Genomic DNA, 15,670 nt, shown 5'->3' with positions numbered 1-15,670 from the left:
CTCTAGAACTGACTCCAGAGCAGCTCAGCGACTCGCCGGATACCGACCGGACAGCCCGCTGACTGACGTTCTCATGGAGGAACTTCTCATGTCAGGCCCGATCCGTGTTTTCGCGCTTTCCCTTCTCGTCGTCGCCCTCTCCCTGCAAGGTTGCAGCAGCAAGGGCGGCAGCAGCCATCACTCTTCCGGCAGCAGCTCGGAACAACCCGCGGACAGCGGTTCCGGCGGCGATGGTTCCGGTGGCTCCGGCGGCACAGGCGGCACAGGCGGTACCGACGGCACTGGTGGTACTGGAGGAACCGGTGGCACCGACGGCACCGGAGGAACTGGCGGTACTGGCGGTACTGGCGGTACGGGCGGTACGGGCGGTACGGGCGGTGGCGGCACGGACGGCGGCGGCGGTACTGATGGCGGCGGCACCACTACTCCGCCGGCCAGCACCACCGGCAATATCCTGACCAACACCGGCGAAGCGGTCTCCAATGTCGGCGACACCGTCAGCACCGTAGGGGCGGTAGTGAAAACCGTCGACCTGCCGGTCCTGGGCAACGGCGTCACGCAGAATGCCGGCAGCCTGGTCCAGGAAGTCGGCGCCGGGGTGGACAGCGTCGGCACCGGCGTCACCAATGGCCTCGGCCAACTGGGCAACAACCCCAACGCCGTGGGCACTACCGTGGCAGGCGTAACCGGCCTGGTGAGCCATACCGGCGGCGCCGTGAGCAGCCTGGGCGACACCGTGGCGGCCATCGGCGATGCACCGGTGCTGGCCAACACTCCGCTCAATGGCCTGACCGGCCAGGTGGGCGGCCTGGTGGATGGTGTCGGCGGCAAGATCACCATGCTCGGCGACTCCCTCAGCGGTGCGGTCACCACCGGGCCGCTGAGCCAACTGACCACCCAGCTCAGCGGCACCACCGCCGGCCTGGTCGGCAACATCGAAGGAACCACTCGCGGCGTGGGCGCCGCCACCGGACTGGGAACGCCGGTGAACAACCTGTTGACCACCGTCGGCGGCGTTGTGACCCAGACAGGCAACCAGGTCGCCAGCCAGAATCCGGCGCTGGCCCCGGTCGGCGGAATCGTCAGCAATGCGGGTCAGGCAGTCAGTGCCGCCGGCGGCCTGGTCAACGGCAGCAACCCGGGCGGCGGTCTGCTCGGCGGTGTAACCGGCTCCCTGGGTGGCGCTACCGGTGGCAGTAATCCGGTGGGTGGCCTGGTCGGCGGCGTGACCGGCGCAGTCGGCGGCATCACCGGCTCCCTCGGCGGCGCTGCTGGCGGCAGCAATCCAGTGGGTGGCCTGGTCAGCGGTGTGACCGGCGCAGTCGGCGGTATCACCGGCTCCCTCGGTGGCGCTTCCGGCGGCAGCAATCCGGTGGGTGGCCTGGTCAGCGGCGTGACCGGCGCAGTCGGCGGCATCACCGGCTCCCTCGGCGGCGCAACCGGCGGCAGCAATCCGGTGGGTGGCCTGGTCAACGGTGTGGCTGGCACCCTCGGCGGTGTGACCAGCGGCCTGACCGGTGGCGGCGGCCTGGTCGCCGGGGCAGGCGTGGGCATCGGCAGCAACGCCCAGGGTTCGGGTGTGGCAGTCGGCGCCGGTGCCGGTACGACTGGCGGTACCAGCGGCCAGGGAGGCCTGCTGGGCAACACGCTAGGCGCCGTGGGTGGCGCGCTGGGAGGTGTGACCGGTGGACTGGGCGGTGGATTGGCGATCGGTACGCACAAGCAATAATCCGAATTACGCCCATACTGTAGTAACCAGGAGCCGCCCACGGCTCCTGGTCTTTTAATAAGAAGATCGGTCTCATGGAGGAGCCAGATGCGCCGACTCGCCGTCCTTCCCCTGTTGTTGGCTGCACCCTTCGCCTGGGCCGAGCGCCCGATCCAGCTTCCCGGCTCCGATATCGAACAGACCCTCCCCCGCCCCAATCTTCCCGATGGCGAACTTCGCCCCAAGGCTCCCAAGGTCACCACTCCACAGCCTGCGGCAAGCCAACCGGTGCAGATTCTCCAGCAACACGTGCGCATCAAGCGCATTGAACTGGCCGGCGGCAAGCACTACCCGGTCGCGACCTGGAAGCCACTGCTGGAACCGCTGACCAGACGCACCATCCAGGTCAGCGAACTGGTGGCGGCAGCCAAGGCCATCACCCAGCGTTATCAGGACGACGGTTACTTCATTTCCTTCGCCTATGTACCGAACCAGGACTTCAGCGGTGGCGTTGCGCGCATCGTTCTGGTCGAAGGCCACATCGCCCAGGTCCGCGGCAATGGCGATCTTGGCGTGCACCAGGCGCGGGTGGATCGCTGGATCGACCGGCTCAAGTCCGAGAAACCGCTAACCCGCGAAAGTTTCGAGCGCTTCAGCGTGCTGATGAGCCGGGTACCCGGCCTGCAGATGGCCATGGCGCTCAACCCGCCCACCACCAGCGATGGCGGCGCCGTGCTGGAGCTGGCCGGCAAGCAGAAGCGCTTCGACACCGGCATGAACCTCGACTCACGGCGCAACCAGCAGCGCGGCATCTTCAACGCCGAGGTGATGTCGATGCTCGGCTGGGGCGAGCAACTGCAGTACAGCTACCTGTATCCGCCGGGCGACGACCACGAGTACTACCGCGCCTGGAACTACAGCCAACTGCTGGGGGACAACGGTGTTCAGCTGCAGGCCGGCTACTCCAAGTACAACTCGCGCCCGGGCGACAACCTGCGCCTGGCGAACGGCCTGGAGTTCGAGCGGCACCGGCAGAACGAGCGCGTCAGCGCCGGCCTCGGCCTGCCGCTGATGCTGCGTCGCGACCTCACCTGGGACGTCACCCTGCGCGGCTATACGGTGAACGACTCCAGCCGATACGACCTGGTGTATCCGGATATCCCCTACCGCATCGAGCAGAAGAGCAAGCTGCGGGTGGTCGGCGTCGAGACCGTCGTCCAGCAGTTCGCCGAGAAGCGCGTGCGCGCCGGCAGCATGGCGGTCTACCAGGGGCTCAGCGGCATGGGCGCAGAAACGCCGGAGCCGGTGAAAAAGGACTTCACCCGCCTGCTCGGCTACGGTGCGCAGCAGGACCAGTTCGGCTCCAACTGGCAGGGCGTGGTGACTGCAGCCTTCCAGTGGAGCGACGACGTGCTGCCGGACTCCGAGCAGGTCACCTACGGCGGCGCCAACTTCGGCCGCGGCTACCCCGACGACCAGGCCACCGGCGACAAGGGTTGGGGCGCGTCCTATGAGGTGAACTATTCCTTCCTGCGGCAAAGCACGCTGCTCAGCCAGATCCAGCCCTACGTGGTCGCCGATACCGCCCGCACCCACTACAACCAGGACGGACTGACGGAAGCCAAGCTCGGCTCGGCGGCACTCGGTGTTCGCTTCTCCGACCGCAAGCACTACCTGGTATCGATGGAAGTGGCCAAGCCCTTCGGCGACCGCGCCCTGGACAACAACGAACGCAGCCCGCGGCTGAATTTCGCCTTCAGCTACCAGTTCCCCTGACGCCGACTACATCGAGTCATTGCGCCGGACGCAGTGACTCGATGTAGGTTCGCAGCGAATAGCCCAGCTTGGGTTCGAGCTGGCCAACGCGCTTTTTCAGGCCGCGCAGGTTCAGCTCCTGGTCCAGTTCGGCCGGCACGAAGACGATCACATTGCCCTCCGGCACCGGACACTCCCAGTAATGCCGGTTGAAGCGCCCGCGCAGCAGCGCGGCACCCAGTGGCCGGCCATCGTCGGTGCTCCACTGGTTGATCACCAGCCAGCCGCCCGGCCGCAGCCGCTCGCGGCAGGCGCCGAGGAAATCCCAGCCGATGTGCGCCGGCGCGGGGCCGGTGTCGGTATACAGATCGAGAAAGATCAGGTCCGCCGGCTCGCACTCGGCCAGTTCCTGCACGGCATCGCCGATGCGCAGGTTCAAGCGCTCGTCAGCCACCAGCCCGAGATGCTCACGGGCCAGGCGCGGGATGGACGGGCGCAGCTCGATGGCTTCCACATCATCCAGTGGCAGGTGCTTCAGGCAGGCCTGGGTCAGACTGCCGGCGCCGAAGCCGAGAAACAGCGCGCGGCGTGGGCGCGGATGGCACAGCGCACCGACCAGCATGGCGCGCGAGTAGTCGTACTCCAGCCAGCTCGGGTCACTCACCAGCACGCAGCTCTGCTCGACCTCGTCGCCGAACTCCAGGTAACGGAACGCACCGCTCTCGACGACGCGGATCACGCCGAAGTCATCGCGCTCCTCGACGATCAGCAACTCTTCGCTCAACAGTTCCTCGCTCATCACTGGCTCCGGGAGGAAACAGCCATGGCAATGCGGCTCGCCGGAGACGGCGAACGGCACGGATTGCCATTGAAATACAGGGGCTCGCGCACGCAATAATCCTTCGAATCAAGACGGCCACCCGCGACCGCCAGGTCGGCAAAGCCGCAAGAATAACAGCCCAAGAGGCACAACCGAGCATGCGCCAGCGTAGCGCCCTTCGCGAGTCCGCCAACCGTCACTGTCTTTCGTCGGTATTCCTGCGTCAGCGCACACCTGTGCGCTTCGCGCACGGCTGATCGCCCACCAGTGTTCCCCAGGACAAGGACGTCCCTTCTTTTCCAGCGCAAACCGCCACGGCGACCTCGCGCGGGGCAAATGCCGAGCTGATACCATGGGCGGATACCGTCCACAGCCGTGAAGACCCGCCGATGAGCCTGCCCTGGAGCCCCGATAGCTGGAGAAGCAAGCCGATCCAGCAACAGCCCGCCTACCCCGACGCCAACCGCGTGAGCGAAGTCGAGCGCACCCTCGCCAGCTTCCCGCCGCTGGTGTTCGCCGGCGAGGCGCGCGAGCTGCGTCGGCAGTTCGCCGAGGTCACTGCCGGCCGCGCCTTCCTGCTGCAAGGCGGCGACTGCGCCGAGAGCTTCGCCGAGTTTTCCGCGGCAAAGATCCGCGACACCTTCAAGGTCCTGCTGCAGATGGCCGTGGTAATGACCTTTGCCGCCGGCTGCCCGGTGGTGAAAGTCGGGCGCATGGCCGGGCAGTTCGCCAAGCCACGCTCCGCCACTGACGAAACCATCGACGGGATGACCCTGCCGGCCTACCGCGGCGATATCGTCAACGGCATCGGCTTCGACGAAAAGAGCCGCGTGCCGGACCCGGAACGCCTGCTGCAGGCCTACCACCAGTCCACCGCCTCGCTGAACCTGCTGCGCGCGTTTGCCGGCGGCGGCTTCGCCGACCTGCACCAGGTGCACCAGTGGAACCTGGACTTCATCGCCAACTCGGCGCTGTCCGAGCGCTACCAGCAACTGGCCGCGCGCATCGACGAAACGCTCGCCTTCATGCGCGCCTGCGGCCTGGATAGTGCGCCGCAACTGCGCGAGACCAGTTTCTTCACGGCCCACGAAGCACTGTTGCTGAACTACGAAGAAGCTTTCATTCGCCGCGACAGTCTCACCGGCGGCTGGTACGACTGCTCGGCGCACATGCTGTGGATCGGCGATCGCACCCGCCAACTCGACGGCGCCCACGTGGAAATTCTCCGCGGCGTCGGCAACCCCATCGGCGTGAAAGTCGGCCCGAGCATGGGCAGCGAAGAGCTGATCCGCCTGATCGACATCCTCAACCCGGATAACGATCCCGGCCGCCTCAACCTCATCGTGCGCATGGGTGCAGACAAGGTCGGCGACGGCCTGCCACGACTGATCCGTACCGTGCAACGCGAGGGCAAGCAGGTGCTGTGGAGTTCCGACCCCATGCACGGCAACACCATCAAGGCCTCCAGCGGCTACAAGACCCGCGATTTCGCGCGCATCCTCGCCGAGGTCCGGCAGTTCTTCGAAGTGCACCAGGCAGAAGGCAGCTACGCCGGCGGCATCCACATCGAAATGACCGGGCAGAACGTCACCGAATGCATCGGCGGTGCGCGCCCGATCACCGAGGACGGCCTGAGCGACCGCTACCACACCCACTGCGACCCGCGCCTGAATGCGGACCAGTCGCTGGAGCTGGCCTTCCTGATCGCTGAAACCCTGAAGCAGGTCCGTCGCTGAACCTGACCAGCGTCTCAGCGATCGCCAGAACCCCCTTCGCATAATTGACGATGCCGGGTCGCCTACCTAGAGTGGCGCCCCGCGCGGCAACCGCCACGCCATGGAAACCGTCAACCAAGGAAGATTCCGATGCAACTGCACCGCTCCCTGCTCGCCCTGCTGATCGGCGCCAGCGCCGCCCTTTCCGGCTGCCAGAACATGAACACCGACAGCCTCGTGCAGTCCGGCATGATGGCCATGAAAGCCGCTACCCTGAGCGACGCCGAGATCAAGCAGGTCGCCGACGAAGCCTGCGCCAAGCAGGACGCCGAAGCGCAGATCGCCCCGGCCTCCAACCCCTACGTCCAGCGCCTGGACAAGATCGCCGCCGCCCTGGGCAACCCGCTTGCCGGCACCGCGGTCAACTACAAGGTCTACCTCACCGACGACATCAATGCCTTCGCCATGGCCAACGGCTGCGTGCGCGTCTACTCGGGCCTGATGGACCTGATGAACGACAACGAAGTGGAAGGCGTGCTCGGTCACGAAATCGGCCACGTTGCCCTCGGCCACGTGAAGAAGGCCACCCAGACCGCCTACGCAACCGCCGCAGCCCGTGGTGCCGCCGCGGCCTCGGGCAATGCCACTGTCGCCGCCCTGTCGCAATCGCAACTGGGTGAAATCGGTGAGGCACTGGTCAACGCGCAGTTCTCCCAATCCCAGGAGTCGGCCGCCGATGACTACTCCTTCGACCTGCTGAAAAAGCGCAATATCCCGCTTGAGGGCCTGGCCACCGCCTTCGACAAGCTGGCCAAGCTCAGCGGCGGCAAGGAGAGCAGCATGTTCGACTCGCACCCCGGCTCGCAGCAGCGCGCGGACCACATCCGCAAGCGCATCGCCAGCGGCAAGTGATCCCGGACGGGCCTCTACGCAGGCCCGTTCTTTTTCAGGCCCGCGCCAGCAACACTTGCAGTCGCTCACCGGACGGCCGCCGGCAATTCACCGCCACTCGCTCCAGCCCCAGCCAGTTCGCCATCTCGCCCAGCTGCTGCGCCAAGGCGGCATGCCCCTCCTCGCCCAGGCCCTTTTCCTCTTCGTGGACGGCATGCACCACCAGCTTGCCTGCTGCACGATCTGAGCGCAGGTCGACCCGCGCAGCCAGGCGCTCGTCGAACAGGAATGGCAGCACGTAGTAGCCATACACGCGCTTGTGTTGCGGCGTGTAGATCTCCAGGCGATAGCGGAAGTCGAACAGCCGCTCTGTGCGAGCACGCTCCCAGACCAGCGAGTCGAAAGGTGACAGCAGGGCACTGGCGCGTACCTTGCGCGGAATAGCCGAGTCCGCCAGGCAATACGCCGGTGCCTGCCAGCCCTGGACCTGCACCGGCAACAAGTCACCCGCCTCGACCAGTTCGGCCAGCCGTGCCTTGCTGTCGGCGGGGTCCAGGCGGAAGTAGTCGCGCAGATCCTTCTCGGTGGCCACGCCCAGCGCCTGCGCCGAATGCAGCAGCAATTGTCGCTGCGCTTCGGCCTCGTCCGGCTCCGGCTGCCGCAGCAGGTCGGACGGCAGCACACGCTCCGGCAAGTCGTACAGACGCTCGAAGCCGCGCCGCCCGGCGACCGTCACCTCGCCCGCGGCGAACAACCATTCCAGCGCGTGCTTTTCATCGCTCCAGTCCCACCAGGGGCCGGCACGTTCTTCACGGGTGGTCAGGCTGCCGGCGCCCAGCGCGCCCTGCTCGCGAACGGCATCGAGCACCCGCTGCAGCACCGCCTGCCGCTCACGCCCGAAGCGCGCCAGTTGCTGGTAGATGCCGCGCCCTTCGGCTGCGCGGCGCATGCGCCAGCGCATCAGCGGATACAGTTGCAGTGGCAGCAGCGAGGCTTCGTGCCCCCAGTATTCGAACAGACGACGATGCCGCCCGCCGCTCCAGGCCGCTTCTTCCAGCAGCGTCGGCGAGTAGTTGCCCAGGCGCGAGAACAGCGGCAGGTAATGCGAGCGCACCAGCGCGTTCACCGAGTCGATCTGCAGCACGCCCAGGCGCTCCAGCAGGCTGCGCACATGCCGGCGCTGCACCTCCCCGCCGGGCTTGCGCAGGGTGAAGCCCTGGGCGGCCAAAGCCAGTCTGCGGGCCTGCTTGAGGGACAGGGATTCGACGCTCGGCATCATGAGCTCCAGGTCTGGGCGAGCCCTAGAGCCTAACGCCATTCGCAGCGCCTGGCTGCATCAGACGGATTCACCAAGCCGTTCGGGCATCGGGAAGGGGCGTGCAAAGGTGAAGACATCCGCCGAGGGGCCCTCCAGCCGCAGGCGCTCCAGGCGCTCGCGGGCCATGGACACGTCCGGCAACTCGCCGTCAGGCAGCCACCAGAGCGCCAGGCTGGGCGTACTCAGGCGCTCCATCCAGTCACGCTTGCTGCGCAGCACCTGCAGGTGCTCGCCGCTGTAGACGTACTCCTTCAACGCCTCGACGGACTCCCAGACGGACAGGTTGACGATGATCAGCGGGTCATCGAAGACGCGAATGGACGTGGCATCGCCCTCCTCCGTCTGTAGACGCCAGACGAAACCGGGGCTGCGCTCGGCGAGGGCGTTGATGTGATCGAGCTGGTCGACGAAGCCCTTCATCAGGGGCTGATCCAGTGGTGCGCGGGCCTTGGCGATGTTGACCTGAGCGAGGTGGTAATGGGTGGACATGGGCTTCCTTGTCATGACGCTGATCAGACTTGCAGGAGCGGGCGACACGGTGAGGATCCGTGCCGCCCGGCGGGTTCAACGGCGAACCGAACTCAACGACGAACATAGTCGGCCCAGAACGGGCGTTCGACTTCCTGCTGGATATCGGCGCGGCTCAGGCCGATGTCCTTGAGCGCTTCATCGCTCATGGTCGCCAGCTCACGGCGCTGGCGGGCCAGTTCGTGCCAATGCAGGACACGTTGCACGGCGCGCTTCCACAGCGGTGCGGCCGCAACTTTGTGGACATGGTAGGACGCTGCTACGAAACCGAGTTGACCTTTCATCTTGCTTCCTCCCTGTGGGGTTGGATGCAGTTTCCTGCTCGCGCTAAGATCAATCCAACGAATCATTCTTATGCGATCCATCTCGGAGATTGATGAATGAGCAGCTTCCCCAGTATCGACAGCGAACTGTTGCGCACCTTCGTCGCCATCGCCGACCACGGCGGCTTCACACGCGCGGCCGAGATGGTCAACCGCACCCAGTCGGCGGTGAGCATGCAGATGAAACGCCTGGAGGAAGACGTGCTGGAACGCAGTCTGTTCGAGCGCGACGGCCGCCAGGTGCGCCTGACGCCGGAGGGGCAGATATTGCTGGGCTATGCGCGGCGCATCCTGCGTTTGCAGGGCGAGGTGTTCAATACCTTCCGCCAGCCGCACATGGTCGGCTCGGTGAAGATCGGCACGCCGGACGACTATGTGATGCGCTTCCTGCCCAGCATCCTCTCGCGCTTCGCCGAGGCCTACCCGCTGGTACAGGTGGAAGTGCACTGCGATTCGTCCGCGCAATTGCTGATGCGCAACGACCTCGACTTGTCCATCGTCACCCGCGAGCCGGGTACCGAGATCGGCCAGTTGCTGCGCCAGGAAGACTTCGTCTGGATGGCCGCCGAGAGCTTCTGCCCGCAGGACCAGCGCCCGCTGCCGCTGGCGATGTTCAACACGGCCTGCTTCTGCCGCGCCTGGGCCTGCAACGCGCTGGAGGCAATGGAAGTGGATTACCGTATCGCCTACAGCAGCCCGAGCCTCTCCGCCCTGTTTGCCGTGGCCAACGCCGGGCTGGCGGTGACCGCACAACTGCGCAGCCTGCTCACTGGCAACCTGCGCATCATCGGCGAGGATGAAGGACTGCCGGTACTGCCCAACGCCAGCATCGTGCTGCTGCGCGGGCAGAAGATGACGCCGGTGACCGACAAGCTGGCGGAGTACATCGTCGAAGGCTTCAAATCCTGAGCCCTAGCGCACCGCCAACAGCACCGCACAGACGATCAGGAAAGCGCTGAAGGCCATCCGCAACTGACGCTCGGGTAGCGCGTGCGCCAGGCGCACCCCCGAGGAAATGCTCACCAGGCCGCCCAGTGCCAGCGCGCTGCCCATGCGCCAGTCCACATGGCCATGCACTGCGTAGGTGGCCAGCGCCACACCGGTACTGGGCGCCGCCAGCGCCAGCGCAAGGCCCTGGGCGATCACCTGGGTCAGGCCGAACACCGAGGTCAGCACGGGCGTCGCCAGTACGCCTCCGCCAACACCGAACAAGCCACCCAGGGAACCAGCTCCCAGCCCCAGCACGCCCATCCACGGCAGCCCATAGCGCGGCGTGCTGCCACCCTGCGGCACACGCTGGAACAGGCGCACCAGCAGATACAGCGCCAGCAGCACCAGGAAGACCACGAAAGCCGTGCGCATGCTGCGGGCATCGAGGTTCACCGCGATGCTCGAGGCAAAGAACGCGCAGACCAGGCTGGTCAGCGCGAGCACGCCGGCCTGGGCAAAGTCGATGCGATTGCGCTGGTGATAACGCCAGATCGCCAGCAGCACGTTCGGCACCACCATCACCAGCGCAGTGCCCTGCGCCAGCTGCTGATCCAGCCCGAACAGCACACCCAGCGCCGGAATCGCCAGCAGGCCACCACCGATCCCGAACAGCCCTCCCAGGCTGCCCAGCACGATGCCGAGCAGAAAGTCCACGACCAGATCCCACATGACGCACCTCCACAACAGTGCGCCCATGCTAGAAAACCCCGGCTGGATGGGAAACGCAAAGCGCAGCACAATGGCTGTGCTCTTTTCGCAAAAACAGCCAATAGCCAGCCAGCCCATGAACCCTTCCAGCCTCGAAGATCAGCTCGACCTCTACCTGGACGTCCTCGACCTCGGCAGCTTCTCCGCGGCCGCCCGCCTGCGCCAGCTCACCCCATCCGCCGTGGCCCGGCGCATGGATGCACTGGAGCAGGGGTTGGGCTCGATCCTGCTGGTACGCAGCACCCACAACGTGCGGGCCACGCCGGCCGGCCTGGCCTTCGCCGAGCGGGCACGGCGGATAGCCGGCGAACTGCGCCAGGCTCGAGCTGAAGCGGTGTCGCTGAGTACGGCGCCGGAAGGCCTGATCCGCATTGACGCTCCCGTCCCTTTCGGTCGCCGCCACCTTGCGCCGGCGCTGGCCGACTTCCTCACCGCCAACCCAGGCCTGGACGTGCAACTGCGGCTGATCGACAGCTTCACCGATACCCGCGGGGAAAACCTGGGTCAGGTCGACTTGGTGCTGCGCATCGGCACGCTGCCCGACAGCCGCCTGGTGGCTACCCGCCTGGCGCCCATGCGGCGGATCGTCTGCGCCAGCGCGGCCTACGTGCAGCAGCACGGCCGCCCCGTCTCGCCACTGGAGCTACCGGAGCACATCGGTCTCGACTGGGAAGGCCTCGCGCCACCGCTGGCCTGGCGCTTCCTCATCGACGGCAAACTGCAGCACCTGCGGCCGCGACGCTTGCGCATGACCGCCAACAACGCCGAAACACTGGTGGAAGGGGCGCTGCAGGGTATCGGACTGGCCCACCTGCCCACCTGGCTGTGCAGCGAGTACCTGATCAGCGGCCAACTGCTGCCCCTGTTCTGCGAGACAGGCCTTCCCGAGCCGGAGCCCGGAGTCATCCATGCATTGCGCCTGGAGCGCGGCACTCACCCGCGCAGCGAACGCCTGCTGGCCTTTCTCCTGCAGCGCTTCGGCTTCCCACCGCCCTGGGATGCGGCACTGGAGGAAGCGCTGTTCAGCAATTAACCATCGCGCTAAATTAAGGCGCAATCACTTCCCCGCTTCGAGCGCCCCGCCAGGAGCACGCCATGACCCAGCCAGACCCGACCTGCGAAGCCCTCAAGCTGGATAACCAGCTGTGCTTCGCCCTCTACTCCACGTCCCTGCAGATGACCAAGGTGTACAAGCCCTTGCTGCAGGAACTGGGGCTCACCTACCCGCAGTACATCGCCATGCTGGTGCTGTGGGAAGAAGACGGCATCACCGTGGGCGAGATCAGCTCGCGCATGCTCACCGACCCCGGCTCGCTCACGCCGCTGCTCAAGCGGCTCGAAGCCGAAGGCCTGATCACCCGCACCCGCAGCCAGGCAGACGAGCGCGTCGTGCAGTTGCGCCTGACCGACAAGGGCCGGGAACTGCGCCGACAGGCGGAGCGCATTCCGGCCTGCATCCTGGCCAGCAGCGGTCTAACGTTGGACAGTCTGAAGCGACTCCAGGAGGAGCTCGTGGACCTGCGCGGGCATCTGCAAGCCCCGTAAATCGGGGCTTATGCCCAAGCTGCAGGTCGCTTAGTCAGAAATCTTCCAGCAATTATCTTGCGCACTAAATTAAATAGAACTAACTTTCATCTCACGAACTGCTTAGCGCACAAGATATTAAGCAGCAAGACATTCTCAACCAGACTTACCTGACAGCGAACCGGAGACCACCATGCAAACCATCAAAGCCCTCTACACCGCCACCGCTACCGCCACCGGAGGCCGCGACGGCCGTGCCGTTTCCTCGGACGGCATCCTCGACGTGAAACTGAGCACCCCGCGTGAACTGGGCGGCGCCGGTGGCGAAGCCACCAACCCGGAACAACTGTTCGCCGCCGGCTACTCGGCCTGCTTCATCGGCGCCATCAAGTTCGTCGCCAGCCAGAGCAAGAAGCAGATTCCGGCAGACGCCTCGATTACCGGCAAGGTCGGCATTGGCCAGATTCCCGGCGGCTTCGGCCTGGAAGTGGAGTTGAACATCAATCTGCCGGGCCTGGATCAGGCCGAGGCCGAGGACCTGGTCGCCAAAGCCCACCAGGTCTGCCCCTACTCCAATGCCACCCGCGGCAACATCGAGGTGCGCCTGAACGTCAGCGTCTGACTCCAGCGCCGACAAATCAGAACGGCAGAAACGAAAAAGCCCGGCATCAGCCGGGCTTTTTTGTATCTCGAATCAGGCTCAGGCCTTGACGCGGGACTTGTACTCGCCAGTGCGGGTATCGATTTCGATCGAGTCGCCGATTTCGCAGAAGGCGGAAACCTGGACTTCAGCACCGTTCTTCAGGCGAGCGGTCTTCATCACCTTGCCGGAGGTGTCACCACGGACAGCCGGCTCGGTGTAGACGATTTCGCGAACGATGGTGGTCGGCAGTTCAACGGAGATGACTTTCTCGTTGTAGAAGACAGCTTCGCAGACGTCGGTCATGCCGTCTTCGATGAAGGTCAGCACGCCTTCCAGATCGCCTTTCTCGATTTCGTACTGGTTGAACTCGGTGTCCATGAAGACATACAGAGGGTCCGCGAAGTAGGAGTAGGTCACTTCCTTGCGATCGAGGATGATCGGCTCCAGCTTGTCGTCGGCCTTGAACACGGTCTCGGTGCCGGCACCGGTCAGCAGGTTCTTCAGCTTCATCTTGACGACCGCGGAGTTACGGCCGGACTTGTTGAACTCGGCCTTCTGGATGACCCAGGGGGCGCCATTGATGTTGGCAACCTGGCCAGCGCGGAACTCTTGTGCGGTTTTCATACGATTATCCGATTGGATTGGAGACAAAAATCAGGGGCCATATCATAGCCAATTTGTATAAAAACGCACCAGCCCCGCGGCAAGATCGGTTTGTTCGCTCAGGCGCCGCTGCCAATCGCCAATCCACGCCGACCACTCCGGCAGCCGCTTTTCAAGGTTTTGCCAGGCATCGCCGGCATTACCGCAACCGTTCCAGGCCAACCAGAACTCCCGCAGATCCGACCGCAGCGCCTCATCCATCCCTGCGCCGAACAGAGCCAGGAAAGCTTCCAGCTTCTCCAGGTGAACATCTTCCTCCTGCTGATAGATATGCCAGACGAAAGGCCGCCCGGCCCATTGCGCGCGGACAAAGGAATCCTCGCCACGCACCGCGTTGACGTCGCAGCTCCACAACAGCAGGTCATAGTCTTCCTGGCGCACGAACGGCAGCACCTGCACGCGCAGCGCATCACGCAGGTACTGCTCCCCTGCCGCCAGGCGCTTTCCTGCCCAGCGCTCGACATCGGCAAGCACCCTGCCCTCAGGCACCAGCAGCAAGGTCGCAGCGCCCCCCCTGGCCAGCGAGTCCAGCCAGCCACCCAGCGTGGCATTCTCATAGGCGAACAGGGAGATGCGCCGCTCACGGGCATGCGGCTGCACACCGAGGCTTTCCAGGAAACGCAGGCTGGCCACCGGATCAGCCTGGAAGGCATCGCGTTGCGCGAGCAGATCGGCTTCTCGCAGCAACCCACCGGTGGCGCCGGTGAAGCCGGGGAAATAGAAGTACTTCTGCAGTCCGCTGGCCTGCATCGACGGCAAGCCATGGCAGGACTCCACCCAACTCTCGGCGCTGAGGTACTCCAGATTCAGCCACAGGGTTGGCGTCTGGCGCCGACTCATCGCGTCTATATAGGCAGCCGGCATTTCGCAGGCGAAGGCTTCGATCACCACATCCGCCGCCGCAGTGTCCTGCCAGGGCTTCACCCACAGGCGAACCTCCACGCCGGATTGCTGCTGTAGCGCAGCCGTGGCATCGGCTGCCGGGCAGATGCGTACGAAGGCCGCCAGATCGTCGACCCACAGCCGCACGTGCTGCCTGTGCTCACCTGCCAACTGACGGGCCAACCGCCAGGTGACGCCGATATCGCCATAGTTGTCGACTACGCTGCAGAAGATGTCCCAGCTGGCCATGCGCATTCCCACGGATCCGAAGGCACCAGTGTACCCATGATCCGGGCCGTGCTCCTTAAGCCGATGAATCCCTTGAGAAAAATTTTCAAAAAAGATTTGCCAAGGAGGAAACCTTTGAGTAAAGTGCGCGCCTCGACAGACACAGCGCTGTCGAGAAATCTGGTGAGGTGTCCGAGCGGTTGAAGGAGCACGCCTGGAAAGTGTGTATACGAGAAATCGTATCGAGGGTTCGAATCCCTCCCTCACCGCCAGATTCATGAAAAAGCCCGGCTAAGCAATTAGCCGGGCTTTTTCGTTTTGCACTTCACACTTTCTTCACCTGTTGCGACCTAGTTGCAAGTTGTCTGTTGGACAAATGCACAACGGCGATTAAACAGTTGTTCGACCATTCTCGACAGTCATCTGACAGCCCGGTTCCGCAGGCTGGAAACCAGCCCCAGCCCCCGCCTGACACCTGTTGGAAACACTCCTTTGCCAGATTGGACAGTTTTTGCCCAAATCGGCCTCGGACAACTGCGAAGAGCGACGTAACATGAAAAAAAAGTGCCGTACTTGCGCTTGGTCAGTTTACTTACTACAAGTAATGGGTACTATGTAGTCCGGCTAATTTCCCAGTCATGGGAGATTGCTTTTAATGGAAATGTCCACCTTAAGGGGAACACGATGAACAACGTTCTGAAATTCTCTGCTCTGGCTCTGGCTGCTGTTCTGGCCACCGGTTGCAGCAGCCACTCGAAAGAAACCGAAGCACGTCTGACCGCTACTGAAGACGCCGCTGCTCGCGCTCAAGCCCGTGCCGATGAAGCCTATCGCAAGGCTGACGAAGCTCTGGCCGCCGCTCAGAAAGCCCAGCAGACCGCTGACGAGGCTAACGAGCGCGCCCTGCGTATGCTGGACAAAGCCAGCCGCAAGTAATAGATCTTCGGATCTGTTCGAAAAACCGACCCTTCGGG

The 15,670-nt window shown here is 64.6% G+C and carries 16 protein-coding genes and 1 tRNA gene; 10 read left to right on the top strand and 7 right to left on the bottom strand.

Going from position 1 to position 15,670, the window contains the following annotated elements; translation table 11 throughout:
• Positions 1-88 precede the first annotated feature (88 nt).
• Both L6D89_RS32600 and L6D89_RS02820 read left to right on the top strand, forming a co-directional pair.
• A complete protein-coding gene (locus L6D89_RS32600) occupies positions 89-1,729 on the top strand; it encodes a collagen-like triple helix repeat-containing protein (protein ID WP_276574775.1) in 1,641 nt (546 codons plus the stop codon).
• An 87-nt stretch (positions 1,730-1,816) separates the two neighbouring features.
• Positions 1,817-3,484 (top strand): ShlB/FhaC/HecB family hemolysin secretion/activation protein, encoded by a 1,668-nt coding sequence (locus L6D89_RS02820; protein WP_236198681.1) that lies wholly within the window; start codon positions 1,817-1,819, stop codon positions 3,482-3,484.
• Positions 3,485-3,500: 16 nt separating this feature from the next.
• Here L6D89_RS02820 and L6D89_RS02815 read toward each other — a convergent pair whose 3' ends face one another.
• Entirely contained in the window at positions 3,501-4,262 is a 762-nt protein-coding gene (locus tag L6D89_RS02815) for a spermidine synthase (RefSeq protein ID WP_236198680.1), read from the bottom strand.
• Positions 4,263-4,672: 410 nt separating this feature from the next.
• Between L6D89_RS02815 and L6D89_RS02810 the strand changes: the two genes are divergently transcribed.
• Together L6D89_RS02810 and loiP are read left to right on the top strand one after the other, a co-directional pair.
• Positions 4,673-6,019 carry a class II 3-deoxy-7-phosphoheptulonate synthase gene (locus L6D89_RS02810; RefSeq protein WP_236198679.1) on the top strand — a complete coding sequence of 449 codons (1,347 nt, stop codon included), beginning with the start codon at positions 4,673-4,675 and terminating at the stop codon, positions 6,017-6,019.
• Positions 6,020-6,148: 129 nt separating this feature from the next.
• The gene (gene loiP, locus L6D89_RS02805) at positions 6,149-6,910 is read left to right on the top strand and encodes a metalloprotease LoiP (RefSeq protein ID WP_236198678.1); all 762 of its coding nucleotides are present in this window, start codon (positions 6,149-6,151) and stop codon (positions 6,908-6,910) included.
• Positions 6,911-6,944: 34 nt separating this feature from the next.
• Here loiP and L6D89_RS02800 read toward each other — a convergent pair whose 3' ends face one another.
• From L6D89_RS02800 to L6D89_RS02790, 3 genes are all read right to left on the bottom strand, one after another.
• Positions 6,945-8,165: a winged helix-turn-helix domain-containing protein gene (locus L6D89_RS02800; protein WP_236198677.1), complete on the bottom strand. Its 1,221-nt coding sequence runs from the start codon at positions 8,163-8,165 to the stop codon at positions 6,945-6,947.
• A 60-nt stretch (positions 8,166-8,225) separates the two neighbouring features.
• Positions 8,226-8,696 (bottom strand): DUF3291 domain-containing protein, encoded by a 471-nt coding sequence (locus L6D89_RS02795; RefSeq protein WP_236198676.1) that lies wholly within the window; start codon positions 8,694-8,696, stop codon positions 8,226-8,228.
• A gap of 92 nt (positions 8,697-8,788) precedes the next feature.
• Positions 8,789-9,019, bottom strand: coding sequence for a DUF1127 domain-containing protein (locus L6D89_RS02790; protein WP_236198675.1), 231 nt, complete (start codon positions 9,017-9,019; stop codon positions 8,789-8,791).
• A gap of 96 nt (positions 9,020-9,115) precedes the next feature.
• On the opposite strand from L6D89_RS02790, the gene L6D89_RS02785 reads away from it, so the two are divergent.
• Positions 9,116-9,967 carry a LysR family transcriptional regulator gene (locus L6D89_RS02785; RefSeq protein WP_024764539.1) on the top strand — a complete coding sequence of 284 codons (852 nt, stop codon included), beginning with the start codon at positions 9,116-9,118 and terminating at the stop codon, positions 9,965-9,967.
• Between the two features lie 3 nt (positions 9,968-9,970).
• Here L6D89_RS02785 and L6D89_RS02780 read toward each other — a convergent pair whose 3' ends face one another.
• Complete coding sequence (locus L6D89_RS02780) at positions 9,971-10,717, bottom strand: sulfite exporter TauE/SafE family protein (RefSeq protein WP_236198674.1); 747 nt, start codon at positions 10,715-10,717, stop codon at positions 9,971-9,973.
• 115 nt (positions 10,718-10,832) lie between these two features.
• Between L6D89_RS02780 and L6D89_RS02775 the strand changes: the two genes are divergently transcribed.
• The 3 genes from L6D89_RS02775 (at position 10,833) to L6D89_RS02765 (ending at position 12,902) form a co-directional block, all read left to right on the top strand.
• A complete protein-coding gene (locus tag L6D89_RS02775; RefSeq protein ID WP_236198673.1) occupies positions 10,833-11,789 on the top strand; it encodes a LysR family transcriptional regulator in 957 nt (318 codons plus the stop codon).
• Positions 11,790-11,851: 62 nt separating this feature from the next.
• Entirely contained in the window at positions 11,852-12,301 is a 450-nt protein-coding gene (locus L6D89_RS02770) for a MarR family winged helix-turn-helix transcriptional regulator (RefSeq protein ID WP_236170813.1), read from the top strand.
• A 172-nt stretch (positions 12,302-12,473) separates the two neighbouring features.
• Positions 12,474-12,902, top strand: a complete 429-nt coding sequence (locus L6D89_RS02765) for an organic hydroperoxide resistance protein (protein WP_236170814.1) — start codon at positions 12,474-12,476, stop codon at positions 12,900-12,902.
• A gap of 78 nt (positions 12,903-12,980) precedes the next feature.
• On the opposite strand, the gene efp is transcribed toward L6D89_RS02765, so the two are convergent.
• A complete protein-coding gene (gene efp / locus L6D89_RS02760; protein WP_045211459.1) occupies positions 12,981-13,547 on the bottom strand; it encodes an elongation factor P in 567 nt (188 codons plus the stop codon).
• A gap of 42 nt (positions 13,548-13,589) precedes the next feature.
• Positions 13,590-14,717 (bottom strand): elongation factor P maturation arginine rhamnosyltransferase EarP, encoded by a 1,128-nt coding sequence (gene earP, locus L6D89_RS02755; protein WP_236198672.1) that lies wholly within the window; start codon positions 14,715-14,717, stop codon positions 13,590-13,592.
• 161 nt (positions 14,718-14,878) lie between these two features.
• On the opposite strand from earP, the gene L6D89_RS02750 reads away from it, so the two are divergent.
• Together L6D89_RS02750 and oprI are read left to right on the top strand one after the other, a co-directional pair.
• A tRNA-Ser gene (locus L6D89_RS02750) sits at positions 14,879-14,968 on the top strand.
• A gap of 412 nt (positions 14,969-15,380) precedes the next feature.
• A complete protein-coding gene (gene oprI / locus L6D89_RS02745; protein WP_017517003.1) occupies positions 15,381-15,632 on the top strand; it encodes an outer membrane lipoprotei OprI in 252 nt (83 codons plus the stop codon).
• Positions 15,633-15,670 lie beyond the last annotated feature (38 nt).

It is taken from the genome of Pseudomonas pseudonitroreducens, from assembly GCF_021603645.1.
In the GTDB taxonomy this organism is placed as follows: Bacteria; Pseudomonadota; Gammaproteobacteria; order Pseudomonadales; family Pseudomonadaceae; genus Pseudomonas; species Pseudomonas pseudonitroreducens.
This window is presented reverse-complemented; position numbering and strand designations above follow the sequence as displayed.

Excerpts from the sequence above, each read along its gene's own strand:
- L6D89_RS32600 (WP_276574775.1), top strand. The coding sequence starts at position 89 with ATGTCAGGCCCGATCCGTGTTTTCGCGCTTTCCCTTCTCGTCGTCGCC.
- L6D89_RS02820 (WP_236198681.1), top strand. The coding sequence starts at position 1,817 with ATGCGCCGACTCGCCGTCCTTCCCCTGTTGTTGGCTGCACCCTTCGCC.
- L6D89_RS02815 (WP_236198680.1), bottom strand. The coding sequence starts at position 4,262 with ATGAGCGAGGAACTGTTGAGCGAAGAGTTGCTGATCGTCGAGGAGCGC.
- L6D89_RS02810 (WP_236198679.1), top strand. The coding sequence starts at position 4,673 with ATGAGCCTGCCCTGGAGCCCCGATAGCTGGAGAAGCAAGCCGATCCAG.
- loiP (WP_236198678.1), top strand. The coding sequence starts at position 6,149 with ATGCAACTGCACCGCTCCCTGCTCGCCCTGCTGATCGGCGCCAGCGCC.
- L6D89_RS02800 (WP_236198677.1), bottom strand. The coding sequence starts at position 8,165 with ATGCCGAGCGTCGAATCCCTGTCCCTCAAGCAGGCCCGCAGACTGGCT.
- L6D89_RS02795 (WP_236198676.1), bottom strand. The coding sequence starts at position 8,696 with ATGTCCACCCATTACCACCTCGCTCAGGTCAACATCGCCAAGGCCCGC.
- L6D89_RS02790 (WP_236198675.1), bottom strand. The coding sequence starts at position 9,019 with ATGAAAGGTCAACTCGGTTTCGTAGCAGCGTCCTACCATGTCCACAAA.
- L6D89_RS02785 (WP_024764539.1), top strand. The coding sequence starts at position 9,116 with ATGAGCAGCTTCCCCAGTATCGACAGCGAACTGTTGCGCACCTTCGTC.
- L6D89_RS02780 (WP_236198674.1), bottom strand. The coding sequence starts at position 10,717 with ATGTGGGATCTGGTCGTGGACTTTCTGCTCGGCATCGTGCTGGGCAGC.
- L6D89_RS02775 (WP_236198673.1), top strand. The coding sequence starts at position 10,833 with ATGAACCCTTCCAGCCTCGAAGATCAGCTCGACCTCTACCTGGACGTC.
- L6D89_RS02770 (WP_236170813.1), top strand. The coding sequence starts at position 11,852 with ATGACCCAGCCAGACCCGACCTGCGAAGCCCTCAAGCTGGATAACCAG.
- L6D89_RS02765 (WP_236170814.1), top strand. The coding sequence starts at position 12,474 with ATGCAAACCATCAAAGCCCTCTACACCGCCACCGCTACCGCCACCGGA.
- efp (WP_045211459.1), bottom strand. The coding sequence starts at position 13,547 with ATGAAAACCGCACAAGAGTTCCGCGCTGGCCAGGTTGCCAACATCAAT.
- earP (WP_236198672.1), bottom strand. The coding sequence starts at position 14,717 with ATGGCCAGCTGGGACATCTTCTGCAGCGTAGTCGACAACTATGGCGAT.
- oprI (WP_017517003.1), top strand. The coding sequence starts at position 15,381 with ATGAACAACGTTCTGAAATTCTCTGCTCTGGCTCTGGCTGCTGTTCTG.